The organism is Comamonas sp. MYb396 (assembly GCF_037479555.1).
GTDB lineage: Bacteria > Pseudomonadota > Gammaproteobacteria > Burkholderiales > Burkholderiaceae_C > Comamonas.
On record NZ_JBBGYU010000004.1, the window covers coordinates 105,023 to 124,792 of the forward strand.

18 protein-coding genes are annotated in these 19,770 nt (G+C 64.9%); 8 read left to right on the forward strand and 10 right to left on the reverse strand.

What is annotated here, in order from left to right:
- Positions 1-42: 42 nt before the first annotated feature.
- The 5 genes from WH265_RS10755 (at position 43) to WH265_RS10775 (ending at position 4,432) form a co-directional block, all read left to right on the forward strand.
- Positions 43-585 (forward strand): Chromate resistance protein ChrB, encoded by a 543-nt coding sequence (locus WH265_RS10755; RefSeq protein WP_339537739.1) that lies wholly within the window; start codon positions 43-45, stop codon positions 583-585.
- Entirely contained in the window at positions 569-1,792 is a 1,224-nt protein-coding gene (locus WH265_RS10760; RefSeq protein ID WP_339558277.1) for an MFS transporter, read from the forward strand. Before WH265_RS10755 ends, WH265_RS10760 begins: the two co-directional genes overlap by 17 nt.
- A 263-nt stretch (positions 1,793-2,055) precedes the next feature.
- Complete coding sequence (locus tag WH265_RS10765) at positions 2,056-2,382, forward strand: DUF3649 domain-containing protein (protein ID WP_339558278.1); 327 nt, start codon at positions 2,056-2,058, stop codon at positions 2,380-2,382.
- Positions 2,379-4,103, forward strand: coding sequence for a PepSY-associated TM helix domain-containing protein (locus WH265_RS10770; RefSeq protein WP_339558279.1), 1,725 nt, complete (start codon positions 2,379-2,381; stop codon positions 4,101-4,103). Before WH265_RS10765 ends, WH265_RS10770 begins: the two co-directional genes overlap by 4 nt.
- Positions 4,100-4,432, forward strand: a complete 333-nt coding sequence (locus WH265_RS10775; RefSeq protein ID WP_339558280.1) for a DUF3325 family protein — start codon at positions 4,100-4,102, stop codon at positions 4,430-4,432. The genes WH265_RS10770 and WH265_RS10775 overlap by 4 nt, the downstream gene beginning before the upstream one ends.
- 62 nt (positions 4,433-4,494) lie before the next feature.
- On the opposite strand, the gene WH265_RS10780 is transcribed toward WH265_RS10775, so the two are convergent.
- On the reverse strand, positions 4,495-4,983 hold the full coding sequence (locus tag WH265_RS10780; protein WP_339558281.1) for a hypothetical protein: 489 nt from the start codon (positions 4,981-4,983) through the stop codon (positions 4,495-4,497).
- 298 nt (positions 4,984-5,281) lie between these two features.
- On the opposite strand from WH265_RS10780, the gene WH265_RS10785 reads away from it, so the two are divergent.
- The gene (locus tag WH265_RS10785) at positions 5,282-6,145 is read left to right on the forward strand and encodes a transglutaminase-like domain-containing protein (RefSeq protein WP_339558282.1); all 864 of its coding nucleotides are present in this window, start codon (positions 5,282-5,284) and stop codon (positions 6,143-6,145) included.
- Positions 6,146-6,500: 355 nt separating this feature from the next.
- The gene (locus WH265_RS10790; RefSeq protein WP_339519498.1) at positions 6,501-8,156 is read left to right on the forward strand and encodes a hypothetical protein; all 1,656 of its coding nucleotides are present in this window, start codon (positions 6,501-6,503) and stop codon (positions 8,154-8,156) included.
- A gap of 912 nt (positions 8,157-9,068) precedes the next feature.
- Here the strand turns inward: WH265_RS10790 and WH265_RS10795 are convergent.
- Positions 9,069-10,076 carry a Bug family tripartite tricarboxylate transporter substrate binding protein gene (locus WH265_RS10795; protein ID WP_339537735.1) on the reverse strand — a complete coding sequence of 336 codons (1,008 nt, stop codon included), beginning with the start codon at positions 10,074-10,076 and terminating at the stop codon, positions 9,069-9,071.
- 21 nt (positions 10,077-10,097) lie between these two features.
- A complete protein-coding gene (locus WH265_RS10800) occupies positions 10,098-11,279 on the reverse strand; it encodes a M20 aminoacylase family protein (RefSeq protein WP_339558283.1) in 1,182 nt (393 codons plus the stop codon).
- Positions 11,280-11,407: 128 nt separating this feature from the next.
- Here WH265_RS10800 and WH265_RS10805 point away from each other — a divergent pair, with 128 nt between their 5' ends.
- A complete protein-coding gene (locus tag WH265_RS10805) occupies positions 11,408-12,316 on the forward strand; it encodes a LysR family transcriptional regulator (RefSeq protein WP_339558496.1) in 909 nt (302 codons plus the stop codon).
- Between the two features lie 81 nt (positions 12,317-12,397).
- On the opposite strand, the gene WH265_RS10810 is transcribed toward WH265_RS10805, so the two are convergent.
- From WH265_RS10810 to WH265_RS10840, 7 genes are all read right to left on the reverse strand, one after another.
- Complete coding sequence (locus WH265_RS10810; protein WP_339558284.1) at positions 12,398-13,024, reverse strand: LysE family translocator; 627 nt, start codon at positions 13,022-13,024, stop codon at positions 12,398-12,400.
- 163 nt (positions 13,025-13,187) lie between these two features.
- The gene (locus WH265_RS10815) at positions 13,188-13,565 is read right to left on the reverse strand and encodes a nuclear transport factor 2 family protein (protein ID WP_339558285.1); all 378 of its coding nucleotides are present in this window, start codon (positions 13,563-13,565) and stop codon (positions 13,188-13,190) included.
- Positions 13,566-13,678: 113 nt separating this feature from the next.
- Positions 13,679-15,448: a cytochrome c biogenesis protein DipZ gene (locus tag WH265_RS10820; protein WP_339558286.1), complete on the reverse strand. Its 1,770-nt coding sequence runs from the start codon at positions 15,446-15,448 to the stop codon at positions 13,679-13,681.
- A gap of 33 nt (positions 15,449-15,481) precedes the next feature.
- Positions 15,482-16,504, reverse strand: a complete 1,023-nt coding sequence (locus WH265_RS10825) for an alpha/beta fold hydrolase (protein WP_339558287.1) — start codon at positions 16,502-16,504, stop codon at positions 15,482-15,484.
- A gap of 379 nt (positions 16,505-16,883) precedes the next feature.
- Positions 16,884-17,633: a response regulator gene (locus tag WH265_RS10830; RefSeq protein WP_339558288.1), complete on the reverse strand. Its 750-nt coding sequence runs from the start codon at positions 17,631-17,633 to the stop codon at positions 16,884-16,886.
- A 50-nt stretch (positions 17,634-17,683) separates the two neighbouring features.
- The gene (locus WH265_RS10835; RefSeq protein WP_339558289.1) at positions 17,684-18,997 is read right to left on the reverse strand and encodes an ATP-binding protein; all 1,314 of its coding nucleotides are present in this window, start codon (positions 18,995-18,997) and stop codon (positions 17,684-17,686) included.
- A 33-nt stretch (positions 18,998-19,030) separates the two neighbouring features.
- On the reverse strand, positions 19,031-19,450 hold the full coding sequence (locus WH265_RS10840) for an Ohr family peroxiredoxin (protein ID WP_339558290.1): 420 nt from the start codon (positions 19,448-19,450) through the stop codon (positions 19,031-19,033).
- Between the last annotated feature and the right edge of the window lie 320 nt (positions 19,451-19,770).

A 19,770-nucleotide genomic window follows, 5' to 3' on the forward strand; every position in this document is an offset into this window, starting at 1 on the left:
TTAACTTTAAAATGAAACGGTCGTCACAAAAACGGATGAGCAATGGATGCTGTTAAATGGTTGCTGCTGACCTATAAAGTCCCGGCCGAGCCCACGGCCAAACGCATGGCGCTGTGGCGGCGCCTCAAGGCTCTCGGGGCCGTGTACCTGCAAAACGGTGTGTGCTTGCTGCCCAAGACCGATGACCATGTGCGCCGGCTCAAGGTGCTGGAGAACGACATTGCCGCGATGGACGGGGATTGCGTGCTGCTGGAGACCATTGCGCTCGACCGGCTGCAGGAGGACAAGGTCATCACCCGCTTCAAGGCTGACCGCGACGACCAGTACCGCGAACTGCTGGGCCGCTGCCAGGATTTCGAGGCCGAGATCGCCAAGGAGATCGCGATCGAGAAGTTCACTTATGCCGAGCTGGATGAAGAAGAGACCGATCTGAAAAAACTGCAGGCCTGGTACGAGAAGATCCGCAAGCTGGACTTCTACGACGCGCCACTGGCAGTGACGGCGGCCGAGCGCCTGCAGCACTGCGAATCCTTGCTGGAGGCCTACGCCCAACGGGTGTATGACGCGCATGACGAAAACCGTTGAACCCCAACAATCCGCAGGCGACAGCGCGTTGCAGCGCGGCGCACGCGCAGTGCCGCGCAGCGTCTGGGCGCTGGGTTTTGTCTCGATGCTGATGGATATCTCGTCCGAGATGGTGCATGCGCTCTTGCCGATCTACATGGTGGCAGTACTGGGCACCTCGGTGCTGGCGGTGGGCCTGATCGAGGGCATTGCCGAGGCCACGGCCTCCATCGTCAAGGTGTTCTCCGGCGCGATCAGCGACCGTTTTGGCAAACGCAAGCTGCTGGCCGTGCTGGGCTATGGCCTGGGCGCGCTGACCAAGCCGGTGTTTCCGTTGGCGGGTGGCCTGGAATGGCTGGTGGGCGCGCGCTTTGTCGACCGGGTGGGCAAAGGCATTCGCGGCGCGCCCCGTGATGCGCTGGTGGCCGATGTGACCCCACCGCATTTGCGCGGCACCGCCTACGGCCTGCGCCAGACCCTGGACACCATCGGCGCCTTTACCGGCCCCTTGCTGGCCATCGGCCTGATGTGGTGGACGGCGGACAACTACCAGCTGGTGTTCTGGCTGGCGGTGCTGCCGGCATTTGCGGCGGTGGCGGTGCTGGTGTTTTTTGTGAAGGAGCCCGCAACACCCGTAGCGCAAAGGCCGCGCCAGCTGCCCTTGCGCAAGAGCGAGCTGCAGCGTTTGCCCCGGGCTTACTGGATGGTCGTGGGCCTGGGCCTGGTGTTCACCTTGGCGCGGTTCAGCGAGGCGTTTTTGATTTTGCGCGCGCAGTCGGCCGGCCTGCCGCCCATGTGGGCGCCGGCAGTGCTGGTGGTCATGGGCCTGGCCTATGCGCTGTCGGCCTATCCGGCCGGGGTGCTGTCGGACCGCCGCCCCCGGCAGTATGTGCTGCTCGCCGGCCTGGGCTTGCTGGTGGCCGCCGATCTGGTGCTGGCCTTTGTGCCAGGTGTGCTGGGCCTGGGGCTGGGCGTGGCGCTGTGGGGCCTGCACATGGGTTTTAGCCAGGGCCTGTTCAACGCGATGATTGCCGACAGCGCGCCGGCCGAGCTGCGTGGCACGGCGTTTGGCATTTTCCATTTGCTCACCGGTGTGGCCTTGCTGCTGGCCAGCGTGATTGCCGGGCTGCTCTGGGATGCCATTGGCTACCAGGGCACCTTTGTCTGCGGCGCGGGCTTTGCGCTGCTGGCGGCGCTGGGGCTGCTGCTGCAGCGCCGGCGGGTTTGAGCCGCCCGGCTGGCCCCGCGTTGGTTTAAAACGGCCCTTCGGGGCCGTTTTTGACGGGGCCGTTTGCAGCGTAGGCATTGCGCTGGCTCCTCCATTGCGGCTCTCATGGCGCTGGGCCGCAGCATTATCGGTGTTCAAATATTTATCAAGACTCATTCTCATTTAAAATACTGCGCGGCGCTGCCAGGCCTGCGGTATGACAGGCATGCTCTGGCGCCCCGGGCCATGCCGCAGTGGCGGGCCCTGCTCACAGGATGGTCAAGATGCAAACAGTCCCCAACCCCCCACCAGCAGCCGGCCTGCTGGGCTACCGCACGCGTGTCGCGTCGCGGGCCATCGCCGCCATCGGCGGCGGTTATGCCTTGGCAGCGGCTTCTGCCGCAGCGGGGGCCGTGGGCTTTCAAGAGTTGGGCATGGCCCGGGTGGATGCAACGATGGCGGCCACGATGCTGGCCTTTGTGGTCTACGCGATCGCGGCGATGTGTGCCTTTGGCTGCGCAACGGCACTGCGCGCCTGGCTGGGCATTGCGCTGCCGGCGGGGGCCCTGGCGCTGATCGCCTGGGTGCTGGCTCCGGGAGCTGCGGCATGAGGGTCGATGGCAAACCCGAGGGTCTGCGCCAGTCGATGGCCTGGCTGCATACCTGGAGCGGGCTGCTGCTGGGCTGGCTGCTGTATGCGGTGTTCTTTACCGGCACCTTGAGCTTTTTCCGCAGCGAGATCACCGACTGGATGCGGCCCGAACTTCACCAGTCGGTACCCGATGCGGGCACCGCCCAGCGCGGGCTGGATGCCATGCAGGCCATTGCGCCCAAGGCCAGCACCTGGACCTTGTCTCTGCCCAATGAGCGCCAGACGGCCATCGAGGCCTCCTGGCGCGAGCCGGGTGCTGCGGCTGGCCGGGCTGGGACCCAGCGCACCACCCTGGATGCCGGCACCGGCGAGCAGCTGCAGCCGCGCGAGACGCGGGGCGGCAGCTTCTTGTACCGTTTCCATTTCGAGCTCTATGCGATGCCGCGCATCTGGGGCCGCTGGATTGTGGGCTTTGCGACGATGCTGATGCTGGTGGCGATCATCAGCGGCGTCATCACGCACAAGAAGATCTTCAGTGACTTCTTCACCTTCCGCCCGCGCAAGGGGCAGCGCTCCTGGCTCGATGCGCACAATGCAACGGCCGTGCTGGCGCTGCCTTTTCACCTGGTGATCACCTTCAGCGGCCTGGTGCTGCTGATGAACATGCTGATGCCCTGGGGCGTACAGACCGCCTACAGCGGCGACAGCAATGCCTATTTCTCCGAGCTACGGGGCAACCGCCAGGCGCAGCCCGGCGCAGCCAATGGCAACAACGGTAATGGCCCGCGAGAAGGTGGCCGCGCCAGCCGCGAGGCCAGTGCCGATGCCAACACGCCCGTCGCGATGGCACCCGTGGGCCCGATGGTGGAGGCGGCCTTGCAGCAGTGGCCGGCGCATGGCGTGGGCAGCATCACCGTCAACGCACCGGGCACCGCCCGCGCGACCGTCGAGCTGCGCGAGGGCGGGGGCTCCAGCCTGGTCAACCGGGGCGCGGCATCGACCTTGCTGTTTGATGGCGTGAGTGGCGAGCCGCGCCAGGCGCCCGAGGCTGCTGCCATCTCCTGGCCACGTGCGACCAGCAATGTGGTATCGAGCCTGCACCTGGGCCGCTTTGCCGAGCCGCTGGTGCGCTGGCTGCTGTTCTTGAGTGGCGTCGTCGGCACCACCATGGCGGCGACCGGCATGGTGCTCTGGGTCGTCAAGCGCCTGCCCGAGCGGCGCAAGCTCGGCCGCACGCCCCATGGCCACCGCTTGGTGGAAGTGCTCAATGTGGGCGCGATCGCTGGCCTGTCGGTCGCCACGGCCTCGTTCTTCTGGTTCAACCGCTTGTTGCCTGCCGATCTGGTTGGCCGCAGTGATTGGGAGATTCGCGGCTTCTTTACGGTGTGGGCGCTGTGCCTGCTGCACCCCATGCTGCGCCCGCACCGCCAGGCCTGGCGCGAGCAGATGCTGCTGGCCACCGTGCTGCTGGCCTTGTTGCCGCTGCTCAATGGCCTGAGCGGCGGTGCATGGCTGCCCCAAAGCATCGCTGATGCGCAGTGGAGCATTGCCGGTTTTGATTTGATGATGCTGGCGTTGGCGGCCTTGCATGGCTGGGTCGTGTGGTGGCTGGCACGCAGCAGGCAGACTGCGACGCCCGCTGCGCGCAAACCCGCAGCCGCTGCCAAGCCTGCAGCCGCTGATGCCGGTTTGCTGGCGCCGCATGCAGCTGTAGCCAGCGCGATGGAGCAGCAACGATGATCGCTATCGCAAGTCTGCTGTGGGCCTTTGCCGGTTTTGCGGCGCTGGCGGCCGCCATGGACCGCCATGAGGAACAACTGGGTACCGCCGCGCTCGCCGCCACGCAGCGCCATGGCTGGCAAGCGGGCGGCAGCGCCTTGCTTTTGCTATCGCTGCTGGCCTGCTTGCAGCGCTGGAATGCCTCGGTCGGCATCGCTGCTTGGCTGGGCTTGTTGACCTTGGCGGCGATGGCCTGGGGCCTGGTGCTGACCTATGCGCCCGAGCGCGCGCGTCGCTTGGCCCTGGCTGCCGCAGCCTCGGGACTGCTGGCAGCGGCCGTCGCCTACTGAACGCAGAACGCCGCGCCAGGCAATGACCTGACGCGGCGTTATTGTCTCAAAGGCAGTCTGTTTTAGCCCTGGTTGGTCTGCTTGTAAGCGCGGTTGGCGCGTTCCCAAGCGGCCTTTACGGCGGGCTCAGCCTCTGGCCAGCCCAGGCGGCTTTGGGCACGCTCTGCCTGCCAGCGGCGTTCCCAGTCGCTGCGCGCATCGTCCCAATCGACCAGGCCATCGCGCACCGATTGGTAACCGGCGCGGTAGGCGGGCGCGTAGTCGTCATAGGTATAGCCGTCGGCAAAGTAGGGCTCGCGCTGGTAGGCGTCGGCCCAGTAGGCATCTTCGGCGGTGGGGTTGACGGCCTCGGCAGCGCCCTTGCCGGCAAGGCCGCCAATCACGGCACCAACGACACCGCCCACAGCGGTGCCGACGGGCCCTGCGACTGAGCCTGCGGCCGCGCCGGTCAGCGCGCCACCAGCGGCGCCAATGCCCGTGCCAATGGGGTGGGCGCCGGGCTCATCGGTGATCGGATCGGGGTTGAGTTTGGGGTCATGGGGATGGCTCATGCTGTGCTCCTTGGGTTCGGTGGAGGACTTGGGTCCTGGTGCCTCCATGGTGCGGCGCTGACCGCGCCCGGGCCGTAGGACAAGCGCAGCAGCGCTGGTACGACGGGCCTGTGCAGGTCTGTCACCCCCGCCTTGCAGCCAGGTAGTGGGGGACCACAAGGGAGCAGGGCGTTTGCCTGACAGACGGCGTCTGCATCTGGCCGCACACTGGTTGCAGCGCAGCCGTTTGCCAATGGATGCGGGCTGGGTCTGCCACCAGCCAGGAATCTTCCTCAACGATGGCCCAGAAGCCCACGCCATGATTCGACTGCAGTTCTCTTTGGAGCTTGCCTATACGGTGCTGACCCCCAGCGCCGACTTTTTCTTCAACTTCCACCCCGCCTTCACCCCGCAGCAGTCGGTGGTGCAAGAGCACCTGAGCGTCAACCAGGCCGGTGCCACCTGGCAACTGCAGCAAGATGCCGATGGCCAGCGCAGCCTGCGGCTGCAAGCGCAAACCGGCCCGCTCCAGCTCAACTACCAGGCCACCGTCGAGATGCGACACTACAGCGACGACCCCGAGAGCATTGCCGAGGTGCCGCTGTACCAACTGCCGCTGGAAGCGCTGCGCTATATCTACCCCAGCCGCTACTGCCAGTCCGACCGGCTTGCCGCCTATGCCTACGATTTGTTTGGGCAACAGGCCCCCGGTTATGCGCGTGCCCAGGCCGTGTGCGACTGGGTGCAGCAGCATGTGAAGTTCCGCTCCAACAGCAGCAGCGGCACCACCTCGGCTGTCGATACCTTGGTCGAGTGCGTCGGCGTTTGCCGCGATTTTGCGCACCTGATGATCGCCATGTGCCGCGCCATCAACCTGCCGGCCCGCTTTGTGACAGGCACTGACTATGGCGCCGACCCCGCCCTGGGACCACCGGATTTCCATGCCTATGTGGAGGTTTACCTGGGCGGGCGCTGGTACCTGTTTGACCCCTCGGGCACCGCCATTCCCATGGGCATGATGCGGCTCGCGACCGGCCGGGATGCCGCCGACGCAGCGTTTGCGACCATCTTTGGTGGCGTGACCAGCGAGGCGCCGCGCATCGAGGTGGTGGCTGAGCACGATGGCGGGCAGTGGCAGCTGCCAGTGCACACCCGGCAGGGGCTGTCGACGGCGCTGGTCTGAGCTGTTGTCCATGCATGGAGGTAACGGCTAGCTCATTTGGCAAATGAAAGGAGCCATTGAATCTGGCTCGCTACCAAAGCGGGTTGTCAATGTAAGTGAGTGCCAATTGACATTTTTATTTCTTTGTAGAAGAGAAACAGAAAATTTGTACTGAATTTTGCGTGTTTTTTTGCTAGGCACGCCTAATTTTCTGCTTCTACTCCCCCAAGGGCAGCGGTTGTTTGAAATGCATGCGTTGATTTGTATAAATTTAGCAACATTTCGGCGCTGAAAAGTCTGATTTTAGGTTTCCAAGGGTAAGTGAATTGTTATTGCTGTGACAATTCTTGCGCGAATCTTACCCATTGGAAAATGTATGCATCTATTTGAAGAGTTGTTTAAGCGATGTGGTGCGGCGAGGCGCGCTATTGCCGCTGCCATGCTGGCGTTTGTTGCTGTGCTGCCAGGCACCGTTCTGGCGCAGGATGTGCTCTACCTCACACCTGATAACGCCACTCCCGATAACTACGGCATTTTGACGTTCACCGCCGGTGGATTGACCAACCGCTTTGGCCCGGCTGGCACTGGCTGGGTAGATGGCCGTGGTTGGCTATCCAGGGCTACTCCGCTGGATCCGGCGATATTTGACGGCAAGAAACTGGTTGTGGTGACGACGGTATTTGAGCCGCTGAATCTCAACCAGATCGATGTGCTCAAGACCGCAATCACCACCCGTCCAGACACGGCTTTTGTGATATTTGCGGATGGCTGTTGCCAAGCGGATCGCAATCTTGCCCCGATTGCGTCCATTCTGAATGACGCGACTAACTGGGGTATCAGCATTGCTTCTACGCAGACTGGCGGCGCCATTGCCTCGCCGCTCAACACAGCGTCGCCCTACCAGGCAAGCTTTAACGGCTTGAACCCGCTCCAGGGCTCCGCCTATCGCACGATTCAGAACGTTCCAACAGCCAATGCGCTGTATCTACCTCAGGGGGCCAGCATTCCGGTGGCCGCTGCACGTACCTCGGCTTACGGCTTTTTCGCGCCGAAGACCGCGATGAACGGTGGCAGCTGCACTTTCCTCACGGCTGATGCATCACCATTTGGTACAGACAGCGGTGCTAACCAGGCACGCGCAAATCGGATCATTGATGCGTTTGCGAAGGCGGCGTTGGATGAGGATGGTGCTTGCAAGCAGGCGGTGCCGGATGTCGATTTGGCCGTCAGCTTTGACGGCCCAGCGGCGCTGGGCGCTGTGCCGCAAGCCTATACCCTGGACGTGAAGAACCTGGGTGCGACGGCCAGCACCGCGAATACGACAGTGACGGTGACACTACCTTCGGGCTATTCGGCCCAGCAGTTGCCAAGCGCTTGCGCAGCATTGGCTGCACCGCAAAATGGCTTTGCGTGTACCGTAGGCCCATTGGCTGCGCTAAATGGCCAGGCACGCTATAGCGTAGCATTGCAGCGCGCCGTTGGCGCTGCACCGGCTTCGAGCTCGGCCGTGGTTGACGCCGCTCCCAATGGCGAGACGGTCACCGCCAACAACACTGCGACTTTGTTGTTCACCACCGCTCCGGATGTGGCGATCGACTTGGGTGGGCTGCCCCTGTCGGGCACGGTAGGCAGCGCCTATAGCGGTAGCTTCCAATGCACGAACAGCGGCACGGCGGACATGGCCGATGCTGCCTGCACCGTGACCGGTTTGCCCGAAGGCGTGCAGGTCGGCGCCTGCACCCTCCATGGTGCTGCCTGGTCCTCTCCCGGTGTGATTCCTGAGGGGCAGTCAGTGGTCTGCCAAGTCAGCGGCACTGCTAGCCAGGACAGCGTATTTGCAGTGCAAGGCACAGGCGGCTCCAGCACGGCAAATGCCAGCGTGACCATTGGTGTGCCAGCGCCCGATCCAGATCCAGTTCCTGTTGCAGCAACCCCGGTGCCAACGCTTTCACTGTGGAGCCAATCACTTATCAGCGGTCTGTTGGTGGCTCTGGGCTTGGTGGCGGTGCACCGTAGGCGCAGCCAGCGCTGATCTGCACGGGCCGCTGTGGGTGCGAGCCTGCACTGCAAGTGCAAGCTTGCGCAAGCCCAGCCAAACCGCATGGCTTCCCCGCGGCCCGCTTGCGGCAGGTGCAAGCACCTGTTGGTGGCGAGATTGCGCGATGCTGCTTTGTTGATACAGCACAAAGACTCGCCATTGCGCTTGGCAACTGCGTAGCCCAAAAAAATGCCGCCCCAGTGGGGCGGCAGTGCATTCAAGAAGAAAGCCGATCCTGAAAAACAGGGTGTCCATGCAAATCAAGAGAGGGAGGGAGGGTACGCATGAACTCGGCGAAAGCGATGGTCAAATTCTAGGACGGCTATCGCGGCTCAATGGGCTAACGCATGGCGCAATCGTCAGCAATTGACAAAAAAAAGAGCCCGCATGACTGCGGGCTCCAAGGTCGTTTTCCTTTTCTTCTACTTCTACCTCCCTCCAGAGGAATCGAGATCATATGTCAAAACTATGACTAGCTGATAATCATAAATTCAACAAATGTCAGCTTCTTGAAAGCTAGAGAATTTCAAGCAGAAATTCACCAATCTAATGCTAAATGCTATCAACCTGTCAAATTGATAAATGCTGCAGTGGTTGCCTGTGCGGCAGCCGGATTTTCCATAAACAGCGGCGTCGAATCAGCAGGTTGCACGCGCCGCTAGTTGGTGTCAATCGTTACCGGATGCATTGCTGTTTAGCATGCACTGGGCGCAACTGATTGTTGACCGTGCAATATTATGTACTAATTTTGATAGCGAAAAGCCGCAGCTTGCCGAGCGCGTGACAGCATGAAGAAGCGCGTTGGTGCGGCGGGGCGGGCTTGACGGCGGCATGGAGGGCCAGCGAAGCAGGCCAGCCCTACCAGAGGGCTGGCGTCAAAGGCAGATTGCGTCTTTGAACAGACTCTTAGGCCACCGGCTTGCGGCCCACCGTGCGGATCAGCTCACCCACGCGCAGCATGTACTGGTCAAAGGCCTGGTTGGCAGCAGCCTGGCTGCCGGTGGGCTGGGCAACGGTGCGGCCTTCGGCCTCCAGGCGGGCGCGAATCTCGGGGTTTTGCAGTGCCGCGCCAATGGCATTGCGCAACAGGCTGACCCGCTCGGCCGGGCAGCCTTGCTTGACAAAGTAGCCGCCGCTGATGGTGTAGGCAAAGTCAGGCAACTGCTGGCTTTGGCTGATCAGCGGGATATGGGCCAGGGGGGTGGGCAGTTCCTTGGAAAAGCTGGTGACCACCTTGAGCCGGCCCTGGGCCTGCATCGCATCAAAGCTGGTCTGGTAAGGCAGGATCGCCAGGTCCACCTCGCCACCAGCCACGCCTTGCAAGGCGGGGGCGCCGCCCTTGTAGGGCACATGCAGCAAGGGCGCGCCCACACGCGTTGCCAAGGCCTCGCCCATCAGGTGGTAGATGGAATCAATGCCGACAGTGGCGTAGGTGAGCGGCTTGGCGCTGCTTTGCTTGGCCAGCGCAATCACCTTGTCCAGCGAATCGGCCTGCAGGCCATTGCGGGCCAGCAGCACGATATGCGCTTCGCTGATTGGCGCGACCAGGCTGAAATCCTTGGGTGCGTAGCGGGCCGAGGGGTTGAGCATGGGCGCCAGAAACACCTCGTTGATCGAGCCATGGAAGAACGTATAGGCATCGGCCTGCGCGCTCAAGACCTTGTTGGCGCCGATGAGGCCGGTGCCGCCGCCGTAGTTCTCCACCACGACCTGCTGCTTGAGCGTCTTGCCAATGGATTCGCCAAAGATGCGGGCGGCGGTATCGCTGGCGCCGCCTGCTGGGTAGGGCACCACCAGCGACAAGGGCTTGCTGGGGTAGCCATCGGCGGCCCAGGCCGGTTGTGTGGCCAGCCACGGGGCGCCTGCCAGCAGGCTGGCGTATTGAAGGAACTGGCGGCGATGGGTTGCGGTCATGGTGCTCTCGCTAGGTGGGGGTTATTGCAGATAGCTGTGTGCCAGGCTGGCCCAGAAGGCCGCGCCGATGGGCAGGGCCTTGTCATTGAAGTCATACAGCGGGTTGTGCACCATGCAGCCGCCGTCCTGCCCCAGGCCATTGCCCAGCCGCACATAGGCGCCGGGGCGGTGCTCCAGCATGTAGGCAAAGTCCTCGCTGCCCATGACCGGGCCGCGCGTGACCACGTTGTCGGCGCCCAGCAGTTTTGCGGCCACTTCGCGGGCACGCTCGGTTTGCGCGGCATGGTTGACCAGCACCGGGTACTTGCGCTCATACAGCAGATCGGCCTGGAGCTGGTAGCTCTGCGCCTGGGCGCTGACAAAGTCGCGCAGCCGGGTTTCAATCTGGTTGCGCACCTCGGGGTTGAGCGCGCGGATGCCGATCTTGATCGTCGCGATCTCGGGCACGATGTTGTAGGTAGCGCCCGCCTGGATGGAGCCCACGGTGATGACGGCCGATTTGAGCGCATCGACCTCGCGGCTGACCAGCGACTGCAGGCCCAGCACGATGCTGGCAGCCGCCTGCATCACATCGATGCCATGGTGGGGCATGGCGCCGTGCGCCGAGCGGCCGGTCAGGGTGACGGTGGCGCGGTCAAACGAGGCCATCGCCGGCCCGGTGATCATGCCGATCTGGCCCACCGGCAGGCCTGGCGTGTTGTGCAGCGCATAGATTTCATCGCAGGGGAACTGCTCGAACAGGCCGTCATCGACCATGCGCAAGGCGCCGCCTTCGTTCTCTTCCGCTGGCTGAAAAATCAGGTTCAGGGTGCCGCTGTAGTCCACCGATTCGGCCAGGTAGCGCGCTGCGCACAGCAAGATGGCCGTGTGGCCATCGTGGCCGCAGGCATGCATCTTGCCGCTCAGGGTGCTGGCATAGGGCAGGCCGGTTTTTTCCTGGATCGGCAGCGCGTCCATGTCGGCACGAATGCCCAGGCTGCGGCTGCCCTGGCCTTTTTTGAGGCGGCCCACCACGCCGGTGCTGCCCAGGCCCCGGTGCACTTCATAGCCCCAGGACTGCAGGCGCTCGGCCACCAGGTCGCTGGTGCGCAGCTCTTCAAACGCCAGCTCGGGGAATGCATGGATCTGGTGGCGGATGCCGACAAACTCAGGCGCAAGGGCCAGTACGGCGGATAGCAAGGAGGGTTTGATGGGTGCGTTCATGGTGGGGCCGTCACAAAAAAGTCAAACCATTATCGAAAGCGCCATCCGTCGCGTCCATGACAACGCCGGCAATCAAACGTTGCAACAATCGCAACAATGGGCGGAGGCAAGCGATGTTGAACCTGGGGATGGACGATGTGCTGGACCGCAAGCGGGCGCTGTGCCTGCTGCAGATCCTAGAGACCGGCTCGGTGCGGGGTGCGGCCGATGTGCTGGCGGTCGACCCGTCGATGGTCAGCCGCACGGTGGCCCGGCTGGAGCAGGACACGGGTCTGGTTCTGCTGGAGCGGCGCGGCCGGGGCGTGGTGGTGACCGATGCCGGACGCATGCTGGCACTGTTTGCCCGCCGCCAGCAGGACCTGCACGACACCTTTGTCGCCGAGGTCAACAGCCTCAAGAACGCGCAATCGGGCCATCTGGACTTGGTGCTGGGCGAGGGTACCTTGGACATGGTGATGGGCCCGGTGCTGCAGGATTTTGTGCGGGCCCATGGCGAGGTGCGCTACCACATCAAGGTGGCGGGCACCGAAGAGGCCGTGCAGTGCATTCTGGAGGACCGTGCGCATATCGGCATCGTGTTCCAGCCGCCGGCCGATGCGCGCCTGCGTTCCCACCATGCCCGGCTGGCCCCCGTGCGGGTGTATGTGCGCAAGGGCCATCCGCTGGCCAGCCACCAGGGCCCGCTGAGCCTGGCCGATCTGGCCCCTTACCCGGGCGCGGCGCTGGAAGAATCCTTTGGCGTGCGCAAGCACATCCAGGCCGCCGAGCTGGAGGAGAACATCCGCCTGCAGCCGATGCTGACCACCAACTCCTTCAAGGTGCTGTGGGATTTTGCGGTCATGGGCCTGGGCTACATCATGACGCCGCGCTCCATTCCGCTCCAAGGCGTGGCGCTCGATACCTTGGTGTCGCTGCCACTGGCCAGCCCGGTGCTCAACCACAGCCAGCTGCATGTGGTCACCCGCAGCGGTCGGCCGCTGTCGCCGGTGGCGTCGCAATTGCTGCGCCATATGCTGGCGGCGTTTTCGGCGGCTTGATGTGGCGCCGCGACGGGACGGGCGGTGCAACGGGGCAGCGCAAGCGGGCGGCCTACCGGCCGCAAGCCTCGGCTCTGAGCCTTAGCCTGGCCGCCGTGCCAAGAGCGCCCAGACCCCGGCGGCCGACAGCAGGCCACCTCCCGCCATGTTGAACCAGCGCAGCGACCTGGGTGAGGACAGCAGCTTTCTGGCAGACGATGCAAAGGCGGCATAGAGCGTGGCGTTGAGGGTGGCCATCACGACAAAGGTCAGGGCCAGAATCCAGAGCTGGCGCGCAAGCGGTGCCTCGGCGCTGATGAACTGCGGCAAAAATGCCACGAAGAACACAATGCCTTTGGGGTTGAGCGCCGTGACCAGGTAGGTATTGGCAAACAGCTTCCAGCGGGAGCTGGAGGCAGGCGCGGCAGCCAGCTCGGACGGCGAGATGCCCGCGCGCAAGAGCTTGATGCCCAGGTAGAGCAGGTAGAGCCCGCCTGCCCATTTGACGACGGTGAACCACCAGGCCGACGCCGCCAAGAGCGCCCCCAGCCCCAACAGCGACACCACCAGCGCCGTCGAATCGCCCAGCGCCACTGCTGCGACAAGCGGTACATTGGCGCGGCGCCCCTGGGCCATCGAATAGCTGATGACCGTGAGAATCGTCGGTCCCGGAATGATGAGCAGCACGGCAGATGCTGCGACAAAGGCAAACCACAGTTCGATCGGCATGGAGGCTCCTGGTGGCGGCGTGGCAAAGGGGGATGGGGCGGGAGTCACGCGCCGGGTACTGGCGACTATGTTGGTGAGCGGGCCCTGGCGCTGTGCCATGGTACGGCGAATCGCCCCCGGGCGCTGTCTGTCGTGCGTCCCTGCCTGCGCAACCAACCATCCACTACCAAATATCCTGGGCTGGTGTGCCCTGGTGGTAGCGCAGCTGCCAATGGCCATCTGTCAGCAACCAGATCGACGAGCGCAGCGTGTGCTTGCTGCGCAGGCCCTGCGCATCGCGCTGCGCGCTGCGGTAAGTGAGCAGCGCCACGCCGGGTGCCAGCTCGGACGCCGCATAGCTGTCTGCCACGATCTCGGCGGCGTCCAATTCGTTGCGCAGCGCCTCCAGCACCCGCTCTCGGGTATAGCGCTGGCCGGAGCGGCCTGTCTCTTCAAACGCCGGGTGCAGCAGCTGCGACACGCGCCCGGGCTGGTTGCGGATCTCCGGGTGCTGGAGCAGGGCCTCCTGTTGTGAAAGCTGCTGTGTCAGGGTGGGGTCCATGCGCGCGTGCCTGTAGGTGTTGCTGGTGTGGATTGCCCGCGAGGGGGCAGCAGGCATCCTAGCAGGCGCGCCATGCCAACCCACCAGCACCAGCACTGGCACGAGGACCAGAACTAGCCAAACGTAAACGCATAGCCCTGCGCACCTGCATCCAGAAACTCGATCTCCAGCGTGCGTTGCTTCACCGGGCCCTGCTGGCGCACCAGTTGGTAGAGCCGCGTGGCATCGACCTGGCCGTAGCCCTGGGCATCGACATCGCTGCCGTGGTGGATGCCTGGGGGCTGGCCGTCGATGCTGAGGCGAAAGCGCAGCGGGCCAGCACCGGCAGCGCCCAGCACCAGGTTGGCATCGCGGGCCTCAAAGCGCAGCGCCAGGCGGCCGCCGGCGTTATTGGCTTGTACCCACTCGGGCTTCAAGGTCCAGTTGCCCTGCAAGGTCCAGGTGTTGAGGCGCAGCGACGCGGGCTGGTAGTCCGCTGCCTTGTCGGGGACGGGGCGGCCTGCCAGGCGCAGGCTGCCGCCTTTGTCATAGCCCAGGTAGAGCTCCGGGCTGCGCAGGCTGGCGGTGTCGGCGGCCATGCCCAGGCCTTGGGTGTCAGGGACCGTGTTTGCAGTAGGCGCAGGTGCCGTTGCAGCCGATGGCGCCTGGGCTTCGCGCAGCAGCTCGTTGAGCGCACGCTCGGTAGCCGCATAGCCGCCTTCGCCAAACTGGTGGTGGCGCACCCGCCCTTGCGCGTCGACCAGGTAGAGGGCCGGCCAGTACTGGTTGTTGAAGGCGCGCCAGATGCGGAACCCGTTGTCCTGCACGACGGGGTAGCTGATCTTGAGCTGCTGCAAGGCCTTCTCGACATTGCGGCGGTCCTTCTCGAAAGCGAACTCGGGCGCATGCACCCCCACCACGACCAGGCCGCTATCGGCATACTTTTGCGCCCAGGCCTTGACATACGGCAGCGTGCGCAGGCAGTTGACGCAGGAGTAGGTCCAGAAATTGACCAGCACCACCTTGCCGCGCAGCGCGGGGATGGACTGCGGCTCGGCGTTCAGCCATTGCGTGCCGCCGTCCAGGCTGGGGCGGGTCGATTCCACCGGCAGCGGGCTGGTGTAGGGGGCGCCATCACCCAGCTGTGCTGCGGTACTGCCCGCCCGCTCGGCCGCTTGGGCCGAAGGCATGGCCGCTTGCAGCAGGCTGCTTTCCAGCCCGTTGCTGCCCAAGCCGTTCAATGCGCCTGATTGTGCGAGCAGGCGGCTGTCCAGCCCGGTGGCAACGGCCAGCACCGCCGCCAGCATCGCGGCGCCTGCGGCGCGCCGGCTGCGCTCGCCCGGCAGCCAATGGGCCCGCAGGCGTGCCATCGTGCCGGCGCTGATGCGCAGGGCCGCCCACAGGGCCAGGCCGGCACCGGCCGCATAGCTCAGCAGCAGCAGGCTGGTGGCGGTGCCCGGCCCCGCCAGCGCAGCACCCGACAGCAGCAGGCCCAGCACCGGGCCGGCGCAGGGCGACCAGATGAGGCCCGTGGCCAGGCCCAGCAGCGCGGAATGCAGCCAGCGGTTCTGGGTTTGCTGGGCGGCCAGCTTTACACCCATCTGCACCAGCGGCCGGCTCCACCAGGCGGCCAGGCCGGGGAACAGCAGGGAGGCGGCAAACACGCCCAGCGCCAGCAGCGCCAGGCCCCGGCCAAATTGGCTCAATTGCACTGCCCAGGCGCCAGCGGCAGCGGCCAGCGATGCGGCGGCGGCAAAGGCCAGCGCCATGCCGATCAAGAGCGGCAGGCTGCCGTGGCGGCTGGGTTGGCCCTGGCGTGCAAAGACAAAGGGCAGAACGGGCAGGATGCAGGGGCTCAGCACGCTGAGCACCCCGGCGGCAAAGGCAACAAGGTACAAGGCCATGGCAGCTCCATTGGTGGCTGGTTAAGGACGGGCTTACAAGCGGGTGACGTCGATCACGGCCTGGGCAAAGGCCGCCGGCGCCTCTTGGGGCAGGTTGTGGCCAATGCCGCCCTCCAGGTTGCGGTGCTGGTAGGGGCCGCTGAACTTGGCGGCATAGGCAGCAGGCGCGGGGTGTGGCGCGCCATTGGCATCGCCCTCCATCGTGATGCTGGGCACGGCGATGCGGGGCGCACTGGCCAGCCGGGCCTCCAGCGCATCAAAGCGCGATTCGCCCGGTGCCAGGGCAATGCGCCAGCGGTAGTTGTGCACCACGATGGCGACATGGTCGGGGTTGTCAAAGGCCTGGGCGCTGCGCTGGTAGGTGGCATCGTCAAACTGCCATTGGGGCGAGGCCTGCTGCCAGATAAAGCGGTTGAAGGCGGCGGGGTTGGCGGCATAGCCGTCGCGGCCCCGGTCGGTGGCGAGGTAGGACTGGTACCACCAGGCGTATTCGGCAGCAGGCGCCTGGGGCTTGGCATTGGCCTGGGGGTTGCCGATCAGGTAGCCGCTCACCGACACCAGACCACTGACCCGCTCGGGCCAGATCGCCGCCATGATGCAGGCGGTGCGCGCACCCCAGTCAAAGGCGCCCACGACCGCCTGGCGCACGCCCAGCGCATCCATCAGCGCAATGATGTCCTGCGCAACTGCGCCCTGCTGGCCATTGCGTACGGTGCTGGCCGACAGAAAACGCGTGCCGCCGTAGCCGCGCAAGTAGGGCACGATGACGCGGTAGCCCGCAGCCGCCAGGCGCGGTGCCACATCGACAAAGGCATGGATGTCATAAGGCCAGCCATGCAGCAGGATCGCCACGGGGCCGTTGGCGGGGCCCGCTTCGGCGTATTCCACCCGCAGGTCGCCGGCATCGATCTGCTTGAGCGGGCCAAAACCCGTGGCGCCGCTGGGGCTGGCTGCATGCGCGCTGCTGGCCAGCAAGCTGCCCATGGGCGCCAGGACCAGGCCCAGGGCGGCATGGCCCAAGAAGCTGCGGCGGGAGGAGGTGGTGATCGGGTTCATGGAGGGCCTTTGCATGATGAAGGTGGTTGGGGTGCTGGGTGCCGAAACTTGTGTGTCTTGGCTGTTAGCTAGTAGACCGCCGTCATGTATGTGGCATGTGTCATGCGCACCCCCCAAATGCATGGCCGTGTAGCGCCTGGGCCGGGCTGGTACACAGCGATACAAAGCGATGATTGCGAGCCCCGAAAACGCCACCGCCACCTCAAAGGTGGCGGTGTTGGGGGTGGCGGGGGTTGCTCGGGCGTTTTAAGCGCGGGGCCCGCGCTTGCGCAGTGGGGTGCTGCTGCTGGCCAAGGGGCAGGGGCGGCCTGCGGGTGAGGCTATTTCAGCAGCCGCACAGCCCAGCAAGAACATGCAGGCATACAGCCATCTGCGAACCCTAAACATCCTGGGCCTCCACCTGGCTGGCAAACACATAGCCCTCGCTGCGGACGGTCTTGATATAGCGCGGCTCGCGGGCATCGTCGTTCAGGCATTTGCGCAGGCGGCTGATCATCAGGTCGATGGAGCGCTCAAACAGCTCGGCCTCGCGCCCCTGGGTGATGGACAGGATCTGGTCGCGGCTGAGCACCTTTTGCGGGTGGTCCACCAGCACGCGCAGTAGCCGGTATTCGGCGCCGCTCAGCGACACCATCACACCTTCCCGGTCCAGCAGCACGCGCTCGGCGGTGTCGAGCCGCCAGTCGCCAAAGGCCAGAAAGCGCGCCTCCTCGCTGCTGCGCATATTGGGCGGCAGCATGCGGGTGCGCCGCAGCACGGACTTGATGCGCGCGAGCAGCTCCCGCGCGGCAAAGGGCTTGGGCATATAGTCATCGGCGCCCATCTCCAGGCCCAGCACCCGGTCGGTCTCGTCGCCGCGTGCGGTCAGCATGATGATGGGCGTGGTCTTGAACTTGGCGGCGCGCAGGTCGCGGCACAGGGTGAGCCCGTCTTCGCCGGGCAGCATCAGATCCAGAATGATGAGGTCAAACGGGCCGGCCGTCTCCAGCAGCTGCCGCATATGCCGGCCCGTCGGTGCGGTGGTCACGCGCAGGCCATTTTTTTGCAGGTAGGCGCTGACCAGGTCGCGGATATCCCGGTCGTCATCCACCAAAAGAACGTGGTCGCTGGCAGGGGAGGTGCTTGTCATGGCAGAAGGGGGTGGTGGTGTCAGTGGATGTCGGTGGGTTTCAGAGGGTTTCAGCTGGTAGCCGGCAGCTGCAGGCTGGCGCGAAGGCCGCCTTCGGGGCGGTTGTGCAGGCGCAGCGTGCCGCCCAGCGACAGTGCCAGCTGGTGGGCAATGGCCAGACCCAGGCCCGAGCCGCCGGTGTCGCGGTTGCGTGAGGCCTCGACCCGGTAAAAAGGCTGCAGCACGGCTGCAAGCTGCTCCTCGGGGATGCCGGGCCCGGCATCGCAGACATCGATGCACAGATGGCCCGCTTGCAGGTGCAGATGCACATCGGCGCGCTGGCCGTATTTCAAGGCGTTGTCGATCAGGTTGCCCAGAATGCGGCGCAGCGCATGGGGGCGGGTGTGGATGGGCTGGCCCGCAGCGCCATCGAGCGTGACCGGGCTGCCGGTGTCGGCATAGTCGTTGACGATGCTGCGCAGCAGCGCATCCAGGTCCAGGCGCCGCACTTTCTCGTCGGAGCCTTGCAGGGTCTTGGCGTAGTTGACGCCTTCGTGCACCAGGCTGCGCATGGCCTCGAGGTCCTGGCGAAACTTGTCGGCATCGGGCATGTCGTCCATCAGGTCCACCCGCAGGCGCATGCGCGTGATGGGGGTCTGCAGATCGTGCGAGATGGCAGCGAGGATCTGCATGCGCTCGTTCAGGTAGCCGGCAATGCGCTGCTGCATGGCGTTAAAGGCACGCGCTGCGCGCACCACCTCGGCCGGGCCCGCTTCGGCGACAACGACGGGCTGCAGGTCCGGGCCCAGCTGGTCGGCCGCCGTTGCGAGCCTCTCCAAAGGGCGAGTGACCAGGCGTACCGCCAGCCAGGCCAGGCCCGCCAGCACCAGCAGCTGGCCCACGAGCAGCCAGGTGACCCAGCCCGACACGGGCATAGGCACGCGGCGCGCGACGATGTAGAGCGGCGAGCCATCGCTCAGCCGCAGCTGCATGCGCACGGCATCGGGCCGGTCGCCGAGCTGCCCCATCGCCAGCACCGGAAAGGGCTGCAAGGCATCGGCCACCACCTGCGCAAAGCGGGCCAGCGCCGGGTCGGTGGGCGCAGCGTTGCTGACCGCACCTTCCAGAGAAAAGCTGTAGTTGGGCCGCTCCAGCTTGGGGAACCAGTCCTGGCGCTCGCCGGCCGGCAGCCGGTCGATCAGCGCGACCGAGCTGGCGATATCGCGCTCGACCCCGCTGACCATCAGCCGCATCAGCGCTTGCTCACGCTCATGGCGAATGGCCATATAGGTAAGCAGCTGGGCGACACCCATGCCCAGCACCACCAGCAAGGCGACGCGCGCCAGCAGGGTGGAAGGGACAAGCCGTTGAAGAATGCTGCGCATGGGGGTCAAGCCGGGTGGGGAGCCAAGGGGCGATCAGGCCACGGAAAGATCAACCTGGATATTGCCGCGTGTTGCCTTGGAATATGGGCAGAGTTGGTGCGCCGCCTGCACCACGGCCAGTGCCTGGTCATGCGCCACGCCGGGCACCTTGACGTTCAGGCGCGCGGCCAGTGCAAAGCCCTCGGCGTTTTGCACCAGGTCCACCTCGGCATCGACCGCCAGGTCTGCTGGCAGCTTGACGCCCAGCGGCTGCGCCGCCCGGGCCATCGCCCCCATAAAGCAGGCCGACCAGCCTGCCGCAAACAGCTGCTCGGGGTTGGTACCCGTGCCTGCCGTGCCAAACTGGGTCAGGCGAATATCCAGATGTCCGTCATCGCTGCGCGATGCGCCGGAGCGGCCGCCGGTGGTGGTTGTGCGGCCGGTGTAGAGAACCTTGTCTTGTGCTGCGCTCATGGTCAAATCCTTGTGGAGCTGTTGTTTTGTCAAACTGACGGAGCGATTGTTCAAGCCAGCGGCGCTTTGGCAAAGGGGTTTTCTGACCGAATGTAGCGCTGCGAGAGGCAGTGTACAAAACTATACAAAACGCCTGGGCTTGGGTGGCGGGTGGCGATGTATCCGCCTGGCAGGGCCTAGCAAAAAGCTCGCCTGCGGCTGCTGGAGTGGCGCGGCAGCTTGCCTGGTGGCAGCGCCGATGGACGCGATCCACCAGCAAGAAAGCGCCCGACCTGTGCCGATGCACCAAGGGCCTGAGCGCTGCGCCTGGCGCAGGCGAA

What these genes read in the sequence shown, in the direction of transcription:
- WH265_RS10805 (WP_339558496.1), top strand. Translation starts at nt 11,408, where the DNA reads ATGGACGATGTGCTGGACCGCAAGCGGGCGCTGTGCCTGCTGCAGATC.
- WH265_RS10820 (WP_339558286.1), bottom strand. Translation starts at nt 15,448, where the DNA reads ATGGCCTTGTACCTTGTTGCCTTTGCCGCCGGGGTGCTCAGCGTGCTG.
- WH265_RS10770 (WP_339558279.1), top strand. Translation starts at nt 2,379, where the DNA reads ATGAGGGTCGATGGCAAACCCGAGGGTCTGCGCCAGTCGATGGCCTGG.
- WH265_RS10755 (WP_339537739.1), top strand. Translation starts at nt 43, where the DNA reads ATGGATGCTGTTAAATGGTTGCTGCTGACCTATAAAGTCCCGGCCGAG.
- WH265_RS10835 (WP_339558289.1), bottom strand. Translation starts at nt 18,997, where the DNA reads ATGCGCAGCATTCTTCAACGGCTTGTCCCTTCCACCCTGCTGGCGCGC.
- WH265_RS10765 (WP_339558278.1), top strand. Translation starts at nt 2,056, where the DNA reads ATGCAAACAGTCCCCAACCCCCCACCAGCAGCCGGCCTGCTGGGCTAC.
- WH265_RS10830 (WP_339558288.1), bottom strand. Translation starts at nt 17,633, where the DNA reads ATGACAAGCACCTCCCCTGCCAGCGACCACGTTCTTTTGGTGGATGAC.
- WH265_RS10800 (WP_339558283.1), bottom strand. Translation starts at nt 11,279, where the DNA reads ATGAACGCACCCATCAAACCCTCCTTGCTATCCGCCGTACTGGCCCTT.
- WH265_RS10775 (WP_339558280.1), top strand. Translation starts at nt 4,100, where the DNA reads ATGATCGCTATCGCAAGTCTGCTGTGGGCCTTTGCCGGTTTTGCGGCG.
- WH265_RS10785 (WP_339558282.1), top strand. Translation starts at nt 5,282, where the DNA reads ATGATTCGACTGCAGTTCTCTTTGGAGCTTGCCTATACGGTGCTGACC.
- WH265_RS10795 (WP_339537735.1), bottom strand. Translation starts at nt 10,076, where the DNA reads ATGACCGCAACCCATCGCCGCCAGTTCCTTCAATACGCCAGCCTGCTG.
- WH265_RS10780 (WP_339558281.1), bottom strand. Translation starts at nt 4,983, where the DNA reads ATGAGCCATCCCCATGACCCCAAACTCAACCCCGATCCGATCACCGAT.
- WH265_RS10840 (WP_339558290.1), bottom strand. Translation starts at nt 19,450, where the DNA reads ATGAGCGCAGCACAAGACAAGGTTCTCTACACCGGCCGCACAACCACC.
- WH265_RS10760 (WP_339558277.1), top strand. Translation starts at nt 569, where the DNA reads ATGACGAAAACCGTTGAACCCCAACAATCCGCAGGCGACAGCGCGTTG.
- WH265_RS10825 (WP_339558287.1), bottom strand. Translation starts at nt 16,504, where the DNA reads ATGAACCCGATCACCACCTCCTCCCGCCGCAGCTTCTTGGGCCATGCC.
- WH265_RS10790 (WP_339519498.1), top strand. Translation starts at nt 6,501, where the DNA reads ATGCATCTATTTGAAGAGTTGTTTAAGCGATGTGGTGCGGCGAGGCGC.
- WH265_RS10810 (WP_339558284.1), bottom strand. Translation starts at nt 13,024, where the DNA reads ATGCCGATCGAACTGTGGTTTGCCTTTGTCGCAGCATCTGCCGTGCTG.
- WH265_RS10815 (WP_339558285.1), bottom strand. Translation starts at nt 13,565, where the DNA reads ATGGACCCCACCCTGACACAGCAGCTTTCACAACAGGAGGCCCTGCTC.